General features: G+C 68.7%; 9 protein-coding genes. 1 reads left to right on the forward strand and 8 read right to left on the reverse strand.

Annotation, left to right across the window (positions count from 1 at the left end; translation table 11 throughout):
- Window positions 1-10: 10 nt before the first annotated feature.
- Complete coding sequence (gene galA / locus LK533_RS09105; protein ID WP_229362473.1) at window positions 11-2,911, forward strand: beta-galactosidase GalA; 2,901 nt, start codon at window positions 11-13, stop codon at window positions 2,909-2,911.
- A 289-nt stretch (window positions 2,912-3,200) separates the two neighbouring features.
- Here galA and nagE read toward each other — a convergent pair whose 3' ends face one another.
- The 8 genes from nagE to LK533_RS09145 form a co-directional block, all read right to left on the reverse strand.
- Entirely contained in the window at window positions 3,201-4,916 is a 1,716-nt protein-coding gene (nagE, locus tag LK533_RS09110) for an N-acetylglucosamine-specific PTS transporter subunit IIBC (RefSeq protein WP_229362474.1), read from the reverse strand.
- On the reverse strand, window positions 4,913-7,405 hold the full coding sequence (ptsP, locus tag LK533_RS09115; protein WP_229362492.1) for a phosphoenolpyruvate--protein phosphotransferase: 2,493 nt from the start codon (window positions 7,403-7,405) through the stop codon (window positions 4,913-4,915). Before ptsP ends, nagE begins: the two co-directional genes overlap by 4 nt.
- A gap of 85 nt (window positions 7,406-7,490) precedes the next feature.
- Window positions 7,491-8,627 carry an N-acetylglucosamine-6-phosphate deacetylase gene (gene nagA, locus LK533_RS09120; protein WP_229362475.1) on the reverse strand — a complete coding sequence of 379 codons (1,137 nt, stop codon included), beginning with the start codon at window positions 8,625-8,627 and terminating at the stop codon, window positions 7,491-7,493.
- Window positions 8,624-9,673, reverse strand: coding sequence for an SIS domain-containing protein (locus LK533_RS09125; RefSeq protein WP_229362476.1), 1,050 nt, complete (start codon window positions 9,671-9,673; stop codon window positions 8,624-8,626). The genes nagA and LK533_RS09125 overlap by 4 nt, the downstream gene beginning before the upstream one ends.
- Before the next feature lie 43 nt (window positions 9,674-9,716).
- Window positions 9,717-10,457, reverse strand: a complete 741-nt coding sequence (locus LK533_RS09130) for a copper homeostasis protein CutC (protein WP_229362477.1) — start codon at window positions 10,455-10,457, stop codon at window positions 9,717-9,719.
- Window positions 10,457-12,775 carry a GH92 family glycosyl hydrolase gene (locus tag LK533_RS09135; protein ID WP_229362478.1) on the reverse strand — a complete coding sequence of 773 codons (2,319 nt, stop codon included), beginning with the start codon at window positions 12,773-12,775 and terminating at the stop codon, window positions 10,457-10,459. The genes LK533_RS09130 and LK533_RS09135 overlap by 1 nt, the downstream gene beginning before the upstream one ends.
- 71 nt (window positions 12,776-12,846) lie before the next feature.
- The gene (locus tag LK533_RS09140; RefSeq protein WP_229362479.1) at window positions 12,847-15,150 is read right to left on the reverse strand and encodes a S9 family peptidase; all 2,304 of its coding nucleotides are present in this window, start codon (window positions 15,148-15,150) and stop codon (window positions 12,847-12,849) included.
- A gap of 4 nt (window positions 15,151-15,154) precedes the next feature.
- A partial coding sequence (locus tag LK533_RS09145) for a glycoside hydrolase family 2 TIM barrel-domain containing protein (protein ID WP_229362480.1) occupies window positions 15,155-18,219 on the reverse strand: 3,065 nt, incomplete at its 5' end.

Consider the following 18,219-nt stretch of genomic DNA (forward strand, 5'->3'; position numbering starts at 1 on the left):
AGGATCCCGCATGCACCGACGCCAGCTTCTGGCGAGCGGCGCAGGGCTTGGCGCCCTGCTTGCCGCCAATCCGCAGCTTGCCCTGGCAGCGCCCGCCCGGGGGCGCGGCCATGACGGCTTCCCCATGCCGCAGCCGGAGCAGACGCTGCCGCATCCGCTGGCGGTGCAGGACCCCTCGCGCACGCTGCTGGAGCGGGGCTGGCGCTTTCACGAAGGCGACGTCGTGGCGCCGATGCCCGACACGCACAATGCCACTTATCTGAGCGTGAAGGCTGGCAATGCGCTGGGCGCCGCCGCCATGAGCTTTGACGACTCCGATTGGCAGGCGGTGCGGCTGCCGCACGACTGGGCGGCGGGCCAGCCGTTCGTGGAGACAGCCAATGTCTCGCAAGGATATCGGCCGCGCGGCATCGGCTGGTATCGCCGCGCGCTGACCCTCGATCCCGCCGATCGCGGCAAGACGATCGAGCTGCACTTCGACGGCATCGCGACCAACGCCACCATCTGGATTAACGGCAGCACGGTCGCCCACAACTGGTCGGGCTACAACAGCGTCCATATCGACCTGACCCCCTTCGCGCGCTTTGGCGAAGAGACCAACGTCATCGCCATCCGCGTGGACGCCAACGCGATGGAAGGCTGGTGGTACGAAGGCGCCGGCCTGTACCGTCACGCCTGGCTGGTGCGCCGCGCGCCCGTCGCAATCGTGACCGACGGCGTTCACTGCGATCCGCGCCGGGCTGAGGACGGGCGCTGGCACGTCCCGATTACCGCCACCCTCGGCAATGTTGGCCGGGAGCCGGCCGACGTCACCGTCGAGGCGCTGCTGCTCGATCCGGACGGCAGGACCGTCGCCACCGGCCGAGCCGACACCGTGGTGCCGGTGCTGGAGCGCGCCGAGGCTTCGCTGACCCTTGATGCTGGCGCACCCAGTTTGTGGTCGGTCGAGACGCCGACGCTCTACACGGTCGTCACGCGCGTGCTACGCGACGGCGCAAGCGCGGACGAGCGCCGCACGCCGATCGGCTTTCGTACCATCCGCTTCGATGCGGACCGCGGCTTCTTCCTCAACGACCAGGCCGTGAAGCTGAAGGGCGTCTGCCTGCACCAGGACCATGCCGGCGTCGGCGTGGCGGTGCCCGACGCGCTGATCGCGTGGCGGCTGGAGCGGCTGAAGGCGATGGGCTGCAACGCCATCCGCTGTACCCACAACGCGCCCAATGCCGAGCTGCTCGACCTGTGCGACCGCATGGGCTTCCTCGTCATGGACGAGAACCGCCACTTCAATCCGGCGCCCGATTACATGGAGCAGCTCGAGTGGCTGGTGCGGCGCGATCGCAATCACCCGAGCGTCATCCTCTGGTCGATCTTCAACGAAGAGCCGATGCAGGGGACGGAGGCCGGCGTGGAGATGCTGCGCCGCATGGCGGCGGCGGTCCACCGGCTCGACGGTGCTCGGCCCGTCACCGCGGCGATGAACGGCGCCTTCTACGATCCCATCAACGTCTCGACCGTGGTCGATGTGGTCGGGTTCAACTACTACCAGGCGGACTACGACCGTTTTCACCAGCTCAACCCGACAAAGCCGATCACCAGTTCGGAGGACACCAGCGCCTACGAAACCCGTGGCGCGTTCGAAAGCATTCCCGCCGGTCATGTTCTCACCTCCTACGATACGGAGGCGACGAGCTGGGGCGCCACCCACCGCGAGACCTGGCGCGAGATCGCCAAGCGCCCGTTCGTGGCGGGCGGGTTCGTCTGGACCGGCTTCGACTATCACGGCGAGCCGACGCCCTATGACTGGCCGACCATCGCCAGCTTCTTCGGCATCCTCGACCTGTGCGGCTTCCCCAAGACCGCCTTCGACATCCACCGCGCCCACTGGATCGAGGACGAGGCGGTGGTCGGCATCGCGCCGCACTGGACCTGGCCGGGCAAGGAGGGGCAGACGATCCCCGTGTTCGTCAGCAGCAATGCCGAAACCGTGCTGCTGCGCCTCAACGGCCGCGATCTGGGCGTGCAGAAGGTTGACCGAATCCTGGGCAACGAGTGGCAGGTGCCCTATCAGCCCGGCCGTATCGAAGCACTGGCAATGCGCGGGGGCAAGGTGGTGGCGAGCGCCGCGCATGAAACCGCGGGCGCCCCGGTGGCACTGCGGCTCACCCCAGCACGCACGGTGATGGCCGGCGATGGGGAGGATGTGCAGCCGATCACCGTCGACGCGATCGACGCGCGCGGCCGCCACGTGCCCACCGCCAACCTGCTGAGCCAGTTCGCGGTCGAGGGCGCCGAGATCATCGGCGTCGGGAATGGCGATCCGAACAGCCATGAGGCAGAGCATGGCAACCGCCGCTCGCTGTTCAACGGTCTCGCCCAGCTGATCGTGCGGGCGGAGACGGGAAGGGGACGCATCACCGTGCGCGCGACTGCCGAGGGGCTGAAGCCGGCACGCCTCACCCTCGACAGGCTCCCCGCCAGTGGCCCTGCCCAGGTCGCGGTGACACCGCCGACGATGCTGCTGGCCGAGTGGCGCCGCTCGCCCGCGCTGGCCGAGCGACCCGACCCAGCGCTCGCGCCTGCCGATGGTGACAACAACAGCTGGGCGTTTGTGCGCAGCGGCACGCCGACGCGCGCCGAGCCGAGCGCCGGTTGGCGGGTCTATCGCACCGTGTTCCGCCCGTGGAAGCGGGTCGGCGCGGAAGGCGGCACGATCACCTTCGATCGTGTCGCCGGCAGTGCGGAGTTGTGGGTGGACGGGCAGAAGCTCGCAACCAAGGCCGATGCCGCGCCGGGCCCGCTCCGCGCCGACATCCCCGCCGGCACGGAACCTCGCCGCGTGGCCCTGCTGGTGAACGCGCCCGCCGACACCGTGTCGGGCATCCTGGCGCGCGTGACCGTCACGACGCGCTGAGGAGGCGGCGGCCGCCCCTAAGCGGCCGCTGCCCGGCGAAGGCCGGGGTGCAGTTGGAGGGCTTCAGGGATCCGTGCCCGCGCGAACCCGCGGCTAACCAGACCGACATCCGGGTATGTTCGGGACCCTGGGCTCCTGCGTTGGCAGGAGCACGGGTGCGCGAGCGGGTAGCGCGGCTCCAAACTCGTCGACCTGACAAGCGTCAGGTTCCATATCCGCAGCGGTCGGAGCAAGAACGCTGCGGCCGGGCCGCGGGTCTTCGCCACCTGGGCGAAGACCCGCTCAGCCTTCAACGCGCCAGCAGCGCCTCGAGCTTGCCTGGCGCCACCAGCAGGTGCGCCAGACCCTCGGCCGGCACTGCCACGGCGCGCACGCCCAGCGCGGCAAGCTCTGCCTGCCTGGTCTCGCCGCCCTGTGCCAGTTCCACCCGGATGCGGTTGCCATGGACGCTCACCCCGGACACGTTCGCTTCGCCGCCAAGTGCCGCGACCAGCGCGGGAGCCAGGCGGGTCCCGCTCGCCTCGACAGGCGCAGCATCCTTCGGCGCCAGTGCGACGGGCATCGCCAGCGCGTCGCGGATCTCGACCGCCACCAGGTCCGCCATCGGCCCGAGCACGATCTGCAGCGCCTTGTCGGACGGCCGGATGATCCCGCGTGCGCCGAGTGCCTTCAGCGCCGCGTCGTCGACCTTGCTCTGATCCCCGACGATCAGCCGCAAACGCGTGGTGCAGGCGCCGACCTCGCGGAGGTTGGCGGCGCCACCAAGCGCCTGGGCAAAGGCCGCGCCGCGGCTGTCTGGGGCTGCACCGCTGGTGCTCGCCGGGACAACTGCCGCCTCCGGCTCACGCCCCGGCGTCTGGAGGTTGAACCGGCGGATCACGAAGCTGAAGACGCCATAGTAGAGCGCGAAATAGACCAGCCCGATCGGGATCAGCATCAGCGGCTTGGTCGACTTGCCGTAGTTCAGCGCATAGTCGAACAAGCCCGCCGAAAAGCCAAAGCCGAGCTTGACGCCCAGTGCGTCCATGATCGCCATCGACAGGCCGGTCAGCACGGCGTGCACTGCGTAGAGCACGGGCGCGAGGAACATGAAGCTGAATTCGATCGGCTCCGTGACGCCGGTGAGCGCCGAGGTGAGGGCAAGGCTGAACAGCATGCCACCCACCGCCTTGCGCCGCTCGGGCAGCGCCGTGCGGTACATGGCGAGACACGCAGCCGGCAGGCCGAACATCATCACGGGGAAGAAACCCGCCATGAAGCTGCCTGCGGCCGGATCGCCGGCAAAGAAGCGGCGCAGGTCGCCGTTCGCGCCGTTGAAGTCGCCCAGCACGAACCAGAAGACGTTGTTGAGCAGGTGATGCAGCCCGGTCACCAGCAGCAGCCGGTTGAACAGGCCGAACAGGAACAGCCCGAAGCCTCCGGCATTGGCGATGCCATGGCCGAGACCATCGATGCCGGCGCTCAGCGCCTGGAAGCTGGTGCCGATGATCACCGCCAGCACCAGGCCCGCAAGCCCGCTGACGATCGGCACGAACCGGCGTCCGCCGAAGAACGCCAGATACTCCGGCAGCTTGATTGCGGAGAACCGGTTGTAGAAGATGCCGCCGGTCAGGCCGGAGAGGATGCCGATCGGCACGTCGAGCCGCGCCACCGCCTTGGCCTTCCAGCTTGCCGCGGCAAGCTCCGCGATCGCCGGATCCATGCCCGCGGTGGCTTCGGACGGTACGGCCAGCAGCACCTTGGCGGCCTCCGTCGCAACCAGGAAGCAGACGATGCCGGCAAGGCACGCCGCGCCATTGCCGTCGCGCGCATAGCCGGTGGCGACACCGATCGCGAACAACAGGCCCAGGTGCGAGAAGAGCGCATCGCCAGCAGCACTCAGGAACGCGATGTCGAGCAGGTCGGGCTGACCCAGGCGCAGCATCAGCCCCGCCACCGGCAACACCGCGATCGGCAGCATCAGCGCGCGGCCGAGCGGTTGCAGCTTCTCCAGGATCGACTTCATGCGCGGAACTCCCGGGCCAGAACGCGGACTTCGGCGGCCGACCGGCATTGCAGGGCGGCGGCGGCATGGGCGCGGCAGGCGTCCATCGACAGGCTGGCGACCAGCGCCTTGATCTCTGGCACCAGCGCAGCGGTTGCGGAAAGCTCGGTCACGCCAAGCCCGATCAGGATCGGCACGGCAAGCGGGTCGGAGGCCAGGCCACCGCACACACCGGTCCAGCGGTCATGCCGCGCCGCCCCCAGGCAGGTCGTCGCGATCATGCGCAGCACCGCCGGGTGAAGCCCGTCGATCGCGCCAGCGACCGCCGGATTGCCGCGGTCCATCGCCAGTGCATATTGGGTGAGGTCATTGGTGCCGACCGACAGGAAGTCGGCCTCGCTCGCCAGCAGGTCGGCGGTGACGGCTGCTGCCGGCGTCTCGATCATCACGCCGACGCTTACCGGCTCGGTCAGGCCAAGCTCGGCGCGCACCCGGTCGACAACCTCGCGCACCCGGCGCAGTTCGTCGAGCGACGCGATCATCGGGATCATGATCCGGCACTGGCCGGTCGGCTGCACACGCAGGATTGCGCGGATCTGGTCTTCGAGCAGCTGCGGATTGGCGAAGCCCACGCGGATGCCGCGCAGGCCAAGTGCCGGGTTCTCCTCCGGCGGGATCGGCAGATAGGGCGCGGGCTTGTCGCCGCCGATGTCGAGCAGGCGCACGATCAGCGATCGGCCGCCCAGCGCATCGGCGATGCCCTGATATTCGGCAGTCTGTTCGGCAAGCGACGGGGCCGTTTCGCGCTCCAGGAACAGGAATTCGGTGCGCAGCAGGCCGCAGCCCTCGGCGCCATTGGCGACCGCGATCTCCGCGTCGGCGCGCGAGCCCAGGTTGGCGAACACCTCGATGCGCTCGCCGCCAGCCATGTGGCAGGGGGCTGCGGCATTCGCCTGCGCCTCGGCCCGGCGCGCGCGCCGTTCGGCGACCAGCGCATGGGCGCGCGCCAGCATCTCGGCGTCCGGGGCAGTCTGGAGCGACCCGGCGTCGGCATCCAGGATCAGCATCGACCCTTCGGCGATTCCGTGCAGCGCCGGCCCGGTCGCGACCAGCGCCGGCAACCCCATGCTGGCGGCAAGGATCGCCACATGCGAGGTCGGCCCGCCCTTTTCGACGCAGAAACCGACGACATTGGCCGGATCGAGCGCCATCAGCTGCGACGGCAGCAGGTCTTCGGCCAACAGGATCGTGTCGGGCGGGAAGGCGATCGGCGCGTCCTCGACCCCGGCCAGCAGCGACAGCACCCGCCGCTCCAGGTCGAGCATGTCGTCCGCGCGTTCGGCCAGATGCGAGTCACCGGTCGCGCGCAGCGCGGCTGCCTGCGGGCGGATCGCCTCGCGCCAGGCGTGGCCGGCGCTGGCACCCTTGCCGATGGCGGTGCGGGCGGCATCGGCCAGCCCCTCATCCTCCAGCATCGCGGCATGCGCGGCCAGGATCGAGCGGCGCGGACCCGAGGTGGTCACGGTCTCGCTCTCCAGCCGCTTGGCCAGGGTGCGGATGGCCTGATCGAGGCGCGCCTGTTCTTCCTCCGCGCCGACGCCGATCGGATCGACGGCGAGTTCGGCCAGGTGAAGCCGGCGGGCATGGCCGATGGCCAGGCCAGCAGAGGCGGTCACGCCGGCCAGCTTGCCGTCCGCGCCGATCGTGGAAACGGGGGCAGGGGCGGCGGCCACCGGCTGCGGGGCGGGTGTCGCCTGCTTCGGATCGGCTGCCTCACCCATGCCGCTTGCGATCAGCGAGGCGACCGCCTCGACCGCCGCCTCCGCATCGGCGCCATGCGCCTCAACCCGGATGGTGTCTCCGAGCCGAGCGCCGAGCGTCAGCAGTGCCACGGGGCTGCGCGCATTGGCGACCTGCTCGCCCTTCGAGATCGTGATCTCGGCAGAGAAGCGCACCGCGGTCTCGCGGATGCGGGCGGCGGGTCGCGCGTGGATGCCGTGCGCAAGCGGCAGCTGCAGCTCCTGCGCGACCACTGCACCTTCGACCGTGGATTGCGCGACCGGCGTCGAAGCCGCCTTGGGTGCCAGCGTGAACAGCGGATCGCCGACTGCCACCGGTCCATCGTCGTCCGCCAGCAGCGAAACGGCATAAAGATCGCTGTCGAGCATCAGCACCGGGGTGATGACCGAGGGAGCCTCGCGCACCAGCAGGTCCAGGTCGAACCGGATCAGCGGATCGCCGCGCCGAACGCGGTCGCCCGCCGCCACCAGCGGCGTGAAGCCGCGGCCGCCGAGCGCGACCGTGTCGACGCCGACGTGGATGAGCACCTCCGCACCCTCCGCCGCCGCGATCGTCACGGCATGGCCGGTCGGCTGCAGCGCGCGCACGGTGCCATCGCAGGGTGCGTGAACGGTGTCGCCGGTCGGGTCGATCGCAACGCCCGCACCCAGCATGCCTTGTGCGAACACCGGGTCGGGTACGTCGGCCAGCGCACAGCGCCAGCCTTGCATCGGTGCGTGGAGGACGATCGAGCCCCCCGCCTGGTCGTCGATCGGGTCGGTCGGCGCGGTCGTGCTCAGAACAGCCTCCAAGGGGTCAGGCGATGGGTGCGCCGGCGATCCAGGTGCCCGCCGGCTGCAGATCCTGGGTCAGGCAGACCCAGTCCGCGCGCAGGCCGGGCGCCAGTGCGCCGCAATCGTGCGAAAGGCCCAGAAAGGCCGCCGGGCTGGTCGCAGCCATGGCTGCGGCATCCTCGATCGACAGGCCCAGGCGGGTGACGGCGTGGCGGAACGCACCGGTCATGTCCAGTGCCGAGCCTGCCAGCGTGCCGTCCGCGCCCAGGCAGCAGCCGTTCTCCACGCGGATGGTCCGCCCGTGCAGCTCGAAACTGTCGACGTTGGCGCCGACGCACGGCATCGCGTCCGTCACCAGCACGAACCGGTCGAGCGGGCGCGAGCGCATGGCGACACGCAGCGCCGCGTCATGGACGTGGAAGCCGTCGGCGATGATGCCGCAAAAGACGCTCTGGTCGTCCAGCGCCGCGCCGACGACGCCGGGCTCACGGTGCTTGAGCGGCGACATGGCGTTGTAGAGGTGGGTGACGCCGGTCATCCCGGCCGCGAACGCAGCCGCGACCGTGTCGTAGTCCGCATCGCTGTGGCCGACGCTCAGGATCACGCCCGCGGCCGCGAGGCGACGGATGTCTTCCAGCGAGACCATCTCGGGTGCCAGCGTCAGCAGCACCTTGCCCTTGCGGGGGCGGCTGAGCAGTTCGATCAGCGCGTCGTCCAGCCGCCGGAACTTCGCCGGATCATGGATGCCCTTGCGCGCGGTGTTGATGATCGGGCCTTCGATATGGACGCCGATGCAGCCCGGCACACCCGCTTCGATCGCTTCGTCGGTCGCGTCGAGCGCCCGGGCGATTGCCTCGGGCAGGTCGCTGATCAGCGTGGGCAGGAAGCCGGTGGTGCCATAGGGCGCGTGCCCACGGCCAATCGCGTCGATGCCCTCGGGCGTCAGCGCGTCGTTGAACAGCACGCCGCCGCCGCCATTGACCTGCACGTCGATGAAGCCAGGCACGACGATGCCGCCGGCCAGATCGATTTCCTGATCGGCAGGACCAGCCGCGGCGTCGATCGAGACGATCCGCCCTTCGGCCAGGGTGAAGGTCGCGCCCTCCAGAGTGCCGGCCGCGGTTACGACGCGGCCATTGGCGAAGCGGATCGTACTCATCGCGTTTCGGTTACCTTCCGCAGGTGCTGCGGACGGTCCGGGTCGAAGCCGCGGGCGACCGACAGCGCGTTGGTCATCAGGTAGAAGCTCTGCACCATCAGGATCGGCTCGATGGCCGGATGGCCCGCGATGCTGGGGAGCGTCGCCTCGCCGCCGGCCTGCGCATCGGCGAGGCACACGCGCGCCTCACGCCCGGCGAACTCGGCCGCCGCCTCACGGACGCTGTCGCCCGCGGTGTCGGAGGTCGCGAAACCCAGGACCGGGAAGCCCTTGTTCACGATCGCCATCGGGCCGTGGCGGACCTCGGCGGCGCTGAACGCCTCGGCATGGAGGCCGCAGGTTTCCTTGAACTTGAGCGCGGCTTCCTGCGCGATCGCGAGGCTGTAGCCACGGCCGATCACGAACAGGTTGCGCGCGTCGACCAGAGCCTCCTGCGCTACGCTCCAGTCGAGGTCGCGCGCCTGCTCCAGGCCCTGGGGCAGCGCCGCCAGTGCCCCGCCCAGCGCCGCATCCTGGCTCCACGCCGCCACGATCGCCGCCAGGCCCGCAAGCGAGGCGATGTAGGACTTGGTCGCCGCGACCGACTTTTCCGGCCCCGCCTTCAGCCCGATCAGCGTGTCTGCCATCGCCGCAAGCGGCGAACCTTCGTCGTTGACGAGCGCGACGACGCGCGCGCCTGCAGCCTTTTGCGCCTCGACGGTGGCCAGCAGGTCCGGGCTGCGCCCGCTCTGCGAAATCGCGATGCACAGGAAGTCGCCCGCTGCCACCGGCGCGCCAAAGACGCTGGCGACCGACGGCGCGGCCGATGCGACCGGCACGCCGGTCAGCGTCTCGATCAGATATTTGCCATAGGTGGCGGCATGGTCCGACGACCCGCGCGCACAGGTCACCACCAGCTTGGGCGGGTTCGCGCGCAACGTCTTGCCAAGCGCATCGAGCGCCGCTGCGTTGCCGTCCAGCAGGCGGCGAACCGCATCCGCTGCCTCGCGCGCTTCGCTCCCCATCAGCGTGGCGGTTGCTTCGACCATCATTCCCCTCTGTGTCATGAGAGGGACGATAAGTTACACATTGGTATTATTCAAGCTGCGATTACACCGATGCGACACAGGCTTTCAGCTTTCGCACTCGTTCCGGATCTGTGCGCAGCCGCGGCCCGTTCTGGAAGCCGAAGCGGCGCTCCAGTTCGCCCGCATCGCCGGCCGGGCTGCGGCAGGAGGCGTGCAGCTCCTGGACTCCCGTAGAGAGGATCGCGGGCGCACAGGTCGCGTCGATGCCGCTGCCCGGCAGGATGCGGATCCGCCCGGCCGCGCGACGGTGCAACTCCGCCAGCATCGGCAACGCGTCCACTGCACGCGGCTGCCCGCCCGAGGTCAGAATGCGGTCAAAGCCGAGCTCCACCGCAACGTCCAGCGCCGCGGGAAGATCGGGGCAAAGATCGAACGCGCGATGCAGCGTCAGTGACAGCGGAACACCGCGCCGCGAGCCGGCATCGCGAGCATGCGCCACCCATTGGCCCAGCAGCGGCACGTCCAGGCGACGGTCGGGTGCGCTCGCCCCGATCACCACCCCGGCAAGTCCTGCTTCGGCTGCAAGGCTGATGTCCTCTGCCACCAGCGCAGCCTCGGCCGCGTCGTAGCAGAAGTCGCCATCGCGCGGTCGCGCGAGCAGGTGGACGGGGATGGGTGCGTCAGCCGCCAACCGCACCAGCGACGCCGGCGGGGTGAGCCCGCCCACCGACAGCGCCGCGCACAGCTCGATGCGATCGGCACCGCCCGCGACCGCCGCGGCGATGCCGGCCGGCTCGTCGATGCAGACTTCGACGACCGGCATCAGCGCGCCGTGCTCATGGAGTAGGGGCGGGCGCTCGCTGCCTTGCCCCAGCTGCGATTGGGCGTGGCCTGCATCATGAAGCGCAATTCGCCGCCGGCCAGGATCTCGTCGTGGCGCAGATAGGTGCGGGCGAGCGGCTTTCCGTTCAGCGTCACCTTGCCAACGTACGGATTGGCGTCGCTCAGCCCTTCGGTCACCACATTGAAGCGCTTGCCATTGGGCAGGTTCAGCCCCGCGCGTTCCACGAACGGGCGGCCGATCACATATTCCAGGCTGCCCGGCGTCACCGGATAGAAGCCCAGCCCGGTGAACATCAGCCACGCCGACATCTGGCCCAGGTCGTCGTTGCCGGAAAGGCCATCCGGCGTCGGCTTGTACTGGCTGTCGACGATCTGCTTCAGCCGCGCCTGCGTCCGCCATGGTGCACCCGCGTGCGCATAGAGATAGGCGACGTGGTGGCTCGGCTCGTTGCCATGGATATACTGGCCGATCAGCCCGGCAATGTCCTCGGCATGGCTGTAGTCGAGCTTGGAGTTGTCGTACTCGAACATTGCGTCGAGCTTGGCGACGGTTTTGGCGTCGCCACCCATCGCGCGGAACAGCGCCGCCTGGTCCTGTGGCACGAACCAGCTGTATTGCCAGGCATTGCCCTCTGTATAATCCGACCCATAGTTGATGGCGGTCGGATCGAAGGGGGTGCGGAAGGCGCCGTCGCTCTTCCGCGCACGGACGAAGCCGGTCTTCGGATCGAAGCTGTTCCGCCAGTTGCCGGCGCGGGCGTAGAAGCGTTTCGCCACGTCGCTGCGGCCCAACTTCTCGGCCATGCGCGCGATCGTCCAGTCGTCATAGGCGTATTCGACCGTCTTGGATGCCGCCTCCGGCTCACGATCGATCGCGACATAGCCGAGCTTCTGATAGTCGCCGAGGCCGCCGTACGGATCATAGGTCGCGCTTGCGACCATCGCGTCCAGCGCTTCATTGGCGTCGAAGCCGCCTATGCCCTTCATGTACGCGTCGGCGATCACCGGCACCGCATGATAGCCGATCATCGTCCAGGTCTCCCGCCCCTGGAACTGCCACACTGGCAGGATGCCGTCGGGGCTGACCTTTCGACTGGCGATCAGCGAGCGCACCATGTCGCTGTTGGTCTGTTCCGGCGCGACCAGCGTCAGCAGCGGATGCTCGGCGCGGAACGTGTCCCATAGCGAAAAGGTCGAGCGGAAGGTGAAGCCCTCCGCCTTGTGCACCGCATTATCCGGCCCGCGATAGCGCCCGTCGACATCCCCTGCGACCGATGGCGCGATCAGGCTGTGGTAGAGCGCGGTATAGAGGTTGCGCCGCATGGGGGCGGGCGCCTCGATCTCGATCGCAGACAACGCCTTCTCCCAGGCGCCGCGCGTCTGCGCGCGTACCGCATCGAAGCCGCCGCTCTCGCTTTCCAGATTGGCGATCGCGCCCGCTTCGTCCACCGACGAGATCGCGACCTTCACCTCCAGCGGCGCGTCGAGGTTTCCGAAGTCGAGCCGTCCCACCAGCGCCTGGCCGGTCCGCTCCGCCACCGCATCGCTGCCGCGGCCGGGCGTCTGGAAGCCCTTGTACTTCACGTCCTTTTCGGTGCTGACAAAGGCGTGGCTCTTGACCGGCGCCGAGAAACGCATGGCGAAATAGAGCTGGCGTCCCGCCGCCCAGCCGCGCGTCGTGCGGGAGCCGGTCACCGTCCCGTCCGGCCGCAGCCGCAGCGACGACCACAGGATCTTGCCGGGATAATTGTAGAGCGAGCTGCGCAGATCCAGCAGCAGGTGCGCCGCCTTGTCCCTGCCAAAGCTGTACCGATGAACGCCGACGCGCGTACCCGCCGTCATCTCTGCCCGCACACCCGGATCGGTCAGCGTCACCGCATAATAGCCCGGCTGCGCGACCTCATCGGCATGGCTGAAGCGCGAGCGATAGCCCGAGCCCGGCTGCTTTGGATCGCCCGGCTCCAGCGGCACCGTGTCGCCTGCGACCGGCATCACCAGGAAATCGCCCAGGTCCGAATGACCAGCACCTGAGAAGTGGGTGTGCGAGAAGCCCTGGATCGTGGGATCGTCGTAGCGATAGCCCGCAGCATGGGGATAGCACTCGCGGATTTCGCAGGACGTGTCGGTGTCCGGGCTCAGCTGCACCATGCCGAACGGCGCGACGGCACCCGGAAAGGTATGGCCTTCGCCACCCGTTCCGATCCGGGGATCGACATCGTCATAGCCGTTGGCGAGCAGCATGGGCATTGCCAGCGCAAGCGCGGCAACGGAGGCGAAGCGGGTGCGGAGACGGTTCATATCGCGAGTGTAACCAGCGCCGCCGCTGACGGAAGAGGCTGGCGAGACAAAACCGCAATTTGTTTGCGCAATTACTTCGACAGAGGGGGCGCGTTCCACTTCGGCGCTTCTGCTCCGGCGAGCTTGCGCACGAAGAAGTCGAATTGCCGCCGCTGGATATAGTCGATCGGGCCGGTCGAGCGGCCGACGCTATGCTCACCGTTCGGCACGATCAGCAGCTCGAAATCCTTGCCCGCGCGGATCAGCGCGTCGGCGACCTGCATCGTGGAGGCGGGATCGACGTTGCTGTCCTGCTCGCCAACGATCATCAGCAACTCGCCCTGGAGATTGCCCGCATGGTCGACGCCCGAGGCGGCGGCATAGCTCTCGTCCACCGGCCAGCCGAGCCATTGTTCGTTCCAGCTGATCTTGTCCATCCGGTTGTCGTAGCAGCCGGCATAGGCGACCCCCGCCTTGTAGAAGTCGGGGTGGAACAGCAACGCGTTGAGCGTGCTCTGCCCGCCGGCCGAGGCGCCGTAGATCCCGACCCGGCCGATGTCGTAGGACGGGTCCTTGGCCGCCAGCGCCTTGTGCCACGCGATGCGATCGGGGAAGCCCGAGTCCGCGAGGTTCTTCCAGGCGACGTCATGGAACGCCTTCGACCGGTTGGCCGTGCCCATGCCGTCGATCTGTACGACGATGAACCCCAGGTCGGCCTGCGCCTGCATGCCGATCACCTTGTCGCCGCCCGAATGATAGCCGAACGGCCAGAACGCCTTGGGCACGAAGCTGTCGTGCGGTCCGGCATAGATGTTCTCGATCACCGGGTAGCGCTTGGCCGGGTCATAGTCGCGTGGACGCACGACCAGGCCCCAGATGTCCGTCTTGCCGTCGCGGCCCTTGGCGACGAAGGCCTCGGGCGGGTGGAAGCCGGCGGCGACCAGCCGGCTGATGTCGCCGCGCTCCAGCGTGGCGATCAGCCGCCCGTTGCTGGCGTGGTGCAGCTCCGACACGTTGGGCAGGTCGACCCGCGAATAGGTGTCGACGTACCGGGTCATGTCGGGGGAGAAGCGCACCTCATGCGTCGCGTCTGCGCTGGTGAGAGCCACCAGGTTGCGCCCGTCGAAGTCCACGCGGAAGTAGTGCTTGTAGTACGGGTCCTTGCCGGGGTGCGTGCCGCTGGCGGCGAACCAGACCTGCCGCCGCGCGTCATCGACATGAACCACCTCGCGCACGACCCAGTTGCCGCGCGTGATCTGGTTCTTCACCCGACCGGTGCGGCCGTCGATGAGATAGAGGTGGTTCCAGCCGTCGCGCTCGGAGGTCCACAGGATTTCCCGGCCGAGCCCACTCACGTCGTGGCTGAACCGGCGATCCCAGTAGAAGAAGGTCTTGGCGTCCTCGGTCACCGCGGCGTGCGCGATACCCGTCTCGGCATCCACTGCGATTACGCGCGCCTGTTGGTGCCCGCGGCGCAGGTACTCGAAAGCGAAGCTGCGGCCGTCCTTCCGCCATTCGACGTCCGACAGCTGATAGGGGTTGGGGAATAGATCGTCGGCCACCTCGATCCGCCGGCGCGCCGCGACATCGAACAGCACCGGCCGCTCCTGATCCACCGCATCGCCGGGTTTTGGATAGAGCTGCGTCCGCACCTGCGGCTGAAGCGTGTCCTCGGGCGCCGCCGCTACGCGCGTCACCTGTCGTGGGTAGCCGGGGCGCACCCGATAGGCGACGAGATGCCGTGAATCCGGCGACCAGCGGATCGTCTCGGGATCGTAGAAGTCGCCGGGCGTGCCATCGGTGCTGAGCGCCAGGGGATCGCTGCCCCCGGCATTCCGCACGACGATGTTGTCGTCCACCACCAGCGCCTCATAGCGCCCATCGGGCGAGCGGCGGGGGTGGTTGTCGGCCGGCACTCGCAGGTCGCGCACGACCCCGAACCCGCGCGGCCGTGCCTGATCGTGCGGCGCTGGCGCACAGCGATATGCCGCCAGGTCGCACTGCCATCCGGCATAGTCGATCGCGAAGCCGATCGTGTGACCCTCGCCGAAGGTGAAGCTTTCGAACGGCAGGCGCAGCGGATCGAGCTTGCTCCCCATCGCCTCTCCGAGCGCGCCTGCGAGCCGCGCCGCGTCGAACGCCGGCGTCTTGACGAGCGTCTGCGCGTCCACGGTGACGAAGGCGAAGCCGCCCTCCACCGTCTTGCGATAGGCGAAACGCCGCCCGTCCGCGCTCCACGACGCTTCGCCGGCTACGTCGCGGGTCAGCGTGATCCAGTCTTCGCGCAGGTCGACCGAGCGTTGGAAGGCCGCCCGGTCCGGCGCGCCCGCCAGCGCCGGCAAAGGCACGGAGACGAGCGCCGCCAGCGCGGCGCCGGCGAGGAGCTTGGAAAACATGCGGTTAGTTCCTCACGGCTTCGGGCCGGATCTCGAAGGCGAAGCTGCGCGGCTCAAGCGGGATGCGGTACTTCACATGGGGCCGGCCATCGAGGTTCCAGCCGGTATCGCCGCCGACGCCGGTCTGCACCGCGTCGATCAGCAGCGTGCCTTGTCCGTGCGGGCGGATGTCGGAGCTGTGGGCTTCGCCGACCGGCTTCATCTCCAGGTCGGAATAGGGGAAGGCAAGCGCGTTGACCGACAGCGGCTGAGCGCCCGTCACCCGTACGCCGCCCGCCTTGCCGGCCACCGCTACCCAGCGCACGTCCTGCTTGGCGCCGGTCTCCTGCGGGCGGGCATAGTCGTGATACTGCTCGGCGAGCGTACCGCTATGCACCGCGATCAGTCCGCCGGTCTTGCGATCGGAATAGGTTTCCTGCGGACCCCGCCCATACCATTGCACCTGGTCGAGCGCCGGGGGCGTCGCAAAGGCAACGCCGATGCGGAGCGGATCGGGCAGGTCGTCGCGCAGCGGCACGAAGCGCGCCTCCACCCGCACCGCGCCGTCCTTTGCCATGCGATAGCGCGTTTCGAACCGCACGGCGCCTGCGCCGATGTTGTAGCGGACGGCGATGGCGTCACCCTCGATCTGCGCCGAAGTCAGGGTCCGCTTTTCGGAAAACAGCTTCCACATCGCATGCGTCTTGGGGATGCCGGTGCCGATGTCGTTGTCGGTCGGCGCACGCCAGAAGTTGGGCGCGCCGCCCGTCAGCAGGGTGCGACCATCGGCAGCATAGCGGGTGAGCAGCCCGGTAGTCGCGTCGACCTCCAGCACCGCACCGCCTGCCGCCAACTGCAGCGTACCCGCACGCGCGACCGGCTTCACGCCGGCCCCAGCGAAGGCGGGAAGGGGGCTCGCCGGCCCCTCCAGGGCGAACTGCTCCCACGCGATCACCGTCCCCTCCGGCACCATCGGCACGGTGCCGGCACCGGCATGGGCGCGCAGCACCACGCGATATTCGGCCGCGGCGTGGGTGCGCGGCGGCAGGACGATGTCCAGCGGCGTTCGCGTCCCCGGCGGCGTCGGCCGCGCGGTCGCATCCCCGCGGGCCACCGCCACGCCGTTCTCCAGCAGCTCCCAGTCGAAGCGGAAACCTTCCAGGCCAATATGGTCGTGGCGGTTTACCAGCGTAAAGCGTCCGGCGCGTGCGTCCACCGCCTCGAACGCGATCGGCGCATAGACCTTGGCGAGCTCATAATATTCCGGGTCCGGCGTGCGATCCGCCTGGATCACGCCATCGCCGATCGTGCTGTCGTCGCCGATCGGGCTGGGACCATAGTCGAACCCCTGCGCCCAGTAGCTGCGTCCATCCTTGTCGGTACGCAACATCGTCTGATCGACCCAGTCCCACACGAACCCGCCCTGCAGCTTCTTGTGGGCGCGGATCACGTCCCAATAATCCTGCAGATTGCCCAGGCTGTTGCCCATCGCATGGCCATATTCGCACTGGATCATCGGCTGGGTGAACTCGGGCGAGTTGGCGTAGTCGACCATCTTCTCGATGTCGTCGTACATCGGCGCATAGATGTCGACGTACGCGTTGGGGTCATGCCGCCAAATCAGCGTGCCCCAGCCGAGATAGTTGAGCAGCCGGGTAGGGTCGCGCCGCTTGGCCCAGCGGCCGGCCGCCTCGAAGTTCGGCCCGATGCCGGCCTCGTTCCCCAGCGACCAGAACACGACGGAGGGGTGGTTCTTGTCGCGCTCCACCATCCGCTGCACCCGGTCGAGGTGCGCTGCCGCCCATTCCGGCTTGAAGCCCAGCTGATGCTTGGAGCGATCCGGGCTCGAGTTGCCCATCGCCATATAGGTGTGGCTCTCGATATTGGCCTCGTCCATGACGTACAGGCCATATTCGTCGGTGAGCGCATACCAGCGCGGATCATTGGGATAGTGGGAGTTGCGCACCGCGTTGACGTTCGCGCGCTTCATCAGCTCGATGTCGCGGCGCATGCTCTCCTCGGACAGCACCCGGAAGGTGTGGGGATCATGCTCGTGGCGGTTGACGCCGCGGATCATTACCCGCTTGCCGTTTACCCGTACTTCGTTGTCGACGATCTCGATCGTGCGAAAGCCGATGCGCTGCCGCGTGGCCTCGATCACCTGTCCCTTTGCGTCGAGCAGCTCCACTACCAGCGTGTAGAGGTCCGGGCGCTCGGCCGACCAGGTGCGGATGCCGGGCAGCGTCGCCTGCATCCGCGCCGTCCGGCCGGCTCCTGCCACAGTTGCCTCGCGCGTCAGCAGCGCGGTTTCGCCGTCCAGCACCGTTGCACGCACGCGCGCCGGCGCCTTCTTGCCCGCGGCTTCCACGGACAGGTCGAGCGACCCGTCACGATAGTTGTTCGTGAGCCCTGCGCGCGCCTCGAAGTCGCGGATGCGGGTCTTGGGAGCCGCATACAGCGTGACGCTCCGCTCGATGCCGCTCAGCCGCCAGAAATCCTGGTCCTCCAGATAGCTGCCGTCGGCATAGCGGTAGAGCTCGATCGCGACGACGTTGCGCCCCTGGCGCAGGTGCGGTGTCACATTGAATTCGGACGGGAGCTTGGAGTCCTCGCTATAGCCCACGCGCTCGCCGTTGACCCAGACGTAGTACGCAGCACCCGCTGCCCCGATCGTCAGGAACACGTCGCGGTCGGCCCAGTCGGCGCCTACGTCGAACTCGCGCCGATAGGAGCCGACCTCGTTCATGTCGTGGCGCACCCACGGCTGGTTCGCCCCGAACGGATAGCCCGCCCCGCTGAACAGCGGCTGGCCATAGCCAAGCGCCTGCAGGATGCCTGGCACCTTCACCGTCTTCCACCCTGACACGTCAAAGTCGGGACGGTAGAAATCCTTCGGGCGCGCCTCCGGGTTGGGCGAGAAGGCGAACTGCCACTCGCCGTCGAGCGATCGGTGGTAGCGGGATTGCTCGGGCTTGTCGGCCAGCGCTTCGGCACGGGTGGGATACCCGCGGAACGTCGCATGCGCCGCTTCCTTGCCCAGCTGGAACACCTCCGGCTGCTCCCACTCGGGGCGGGGGTCGGCGGGGGCGG

Origin of the sequence: Sphingomonas sp. PL-96 (assembly GCF_020707215.1) — a bacterium.
In the GTDB taxonomy this organism is placed as follows: Bacteria; Pseudomonadota; Alphaproteobacteria; order Sphingomonadales; family Sphingomonadaceae; genus Sphingomonas.

Coding starts and splice junctions, on each gene's coding strand:
- galA (WP_229362473.1), top strand. CDS start 11: ATGCACCGACGCCAGCTTCTGGCGAGCGGCGCAGGGCTTGGCGCCCTG.
- nagE (WP_229362474.1), bottom strand. CDS start 4,916: ATGAAGTCGATCCTGGAGAAGCTGCAACCGCTCGGCCGCGCGCTGATG.
- ptsP (WP_229362492.1), bottom strand. CDS start 7,405: ATGCAAGGCTGGCGCTGTGCGCTGGCCGACGTACCCGACCCGGTGTTC.
- nagA (WP_229362475.1), bottom strand. CDS start 8,627: ATGAGTACGATCCGCTTCGCCAATGGCCGCGTCGTAACCGCGGCCGGC.
- LK533_RS09125 (WP_229362476.1), bottom strand. CDS start 9,673: ATGACACAGAGGGGAATGATGGTCGAAGCAACCGCCACGCTGATGGGG.
- LK533_RS09130 (WP_229362477.1), bottom strand. CDS start 10,457: ATGCCGGTCGTCGAAGTCTGCATCGACGAGCCGGCCGGCATCGCCGCG.
- LK533_RS09135 (WP_229362478.1), bottom strand. CDS start 12,775: ATGAACCGTCTCCGCACCCGCTTCGCCTCCGTTGCCGCGCTTGCGCTG.
- LK533_RS09140 (WP_229362479.1), bottom strand. CDS start 15,150: ATGTTTTCCAAGCTCCTCGCCGGCGCCGCGCTGGCGGCGCTCGTCTCC.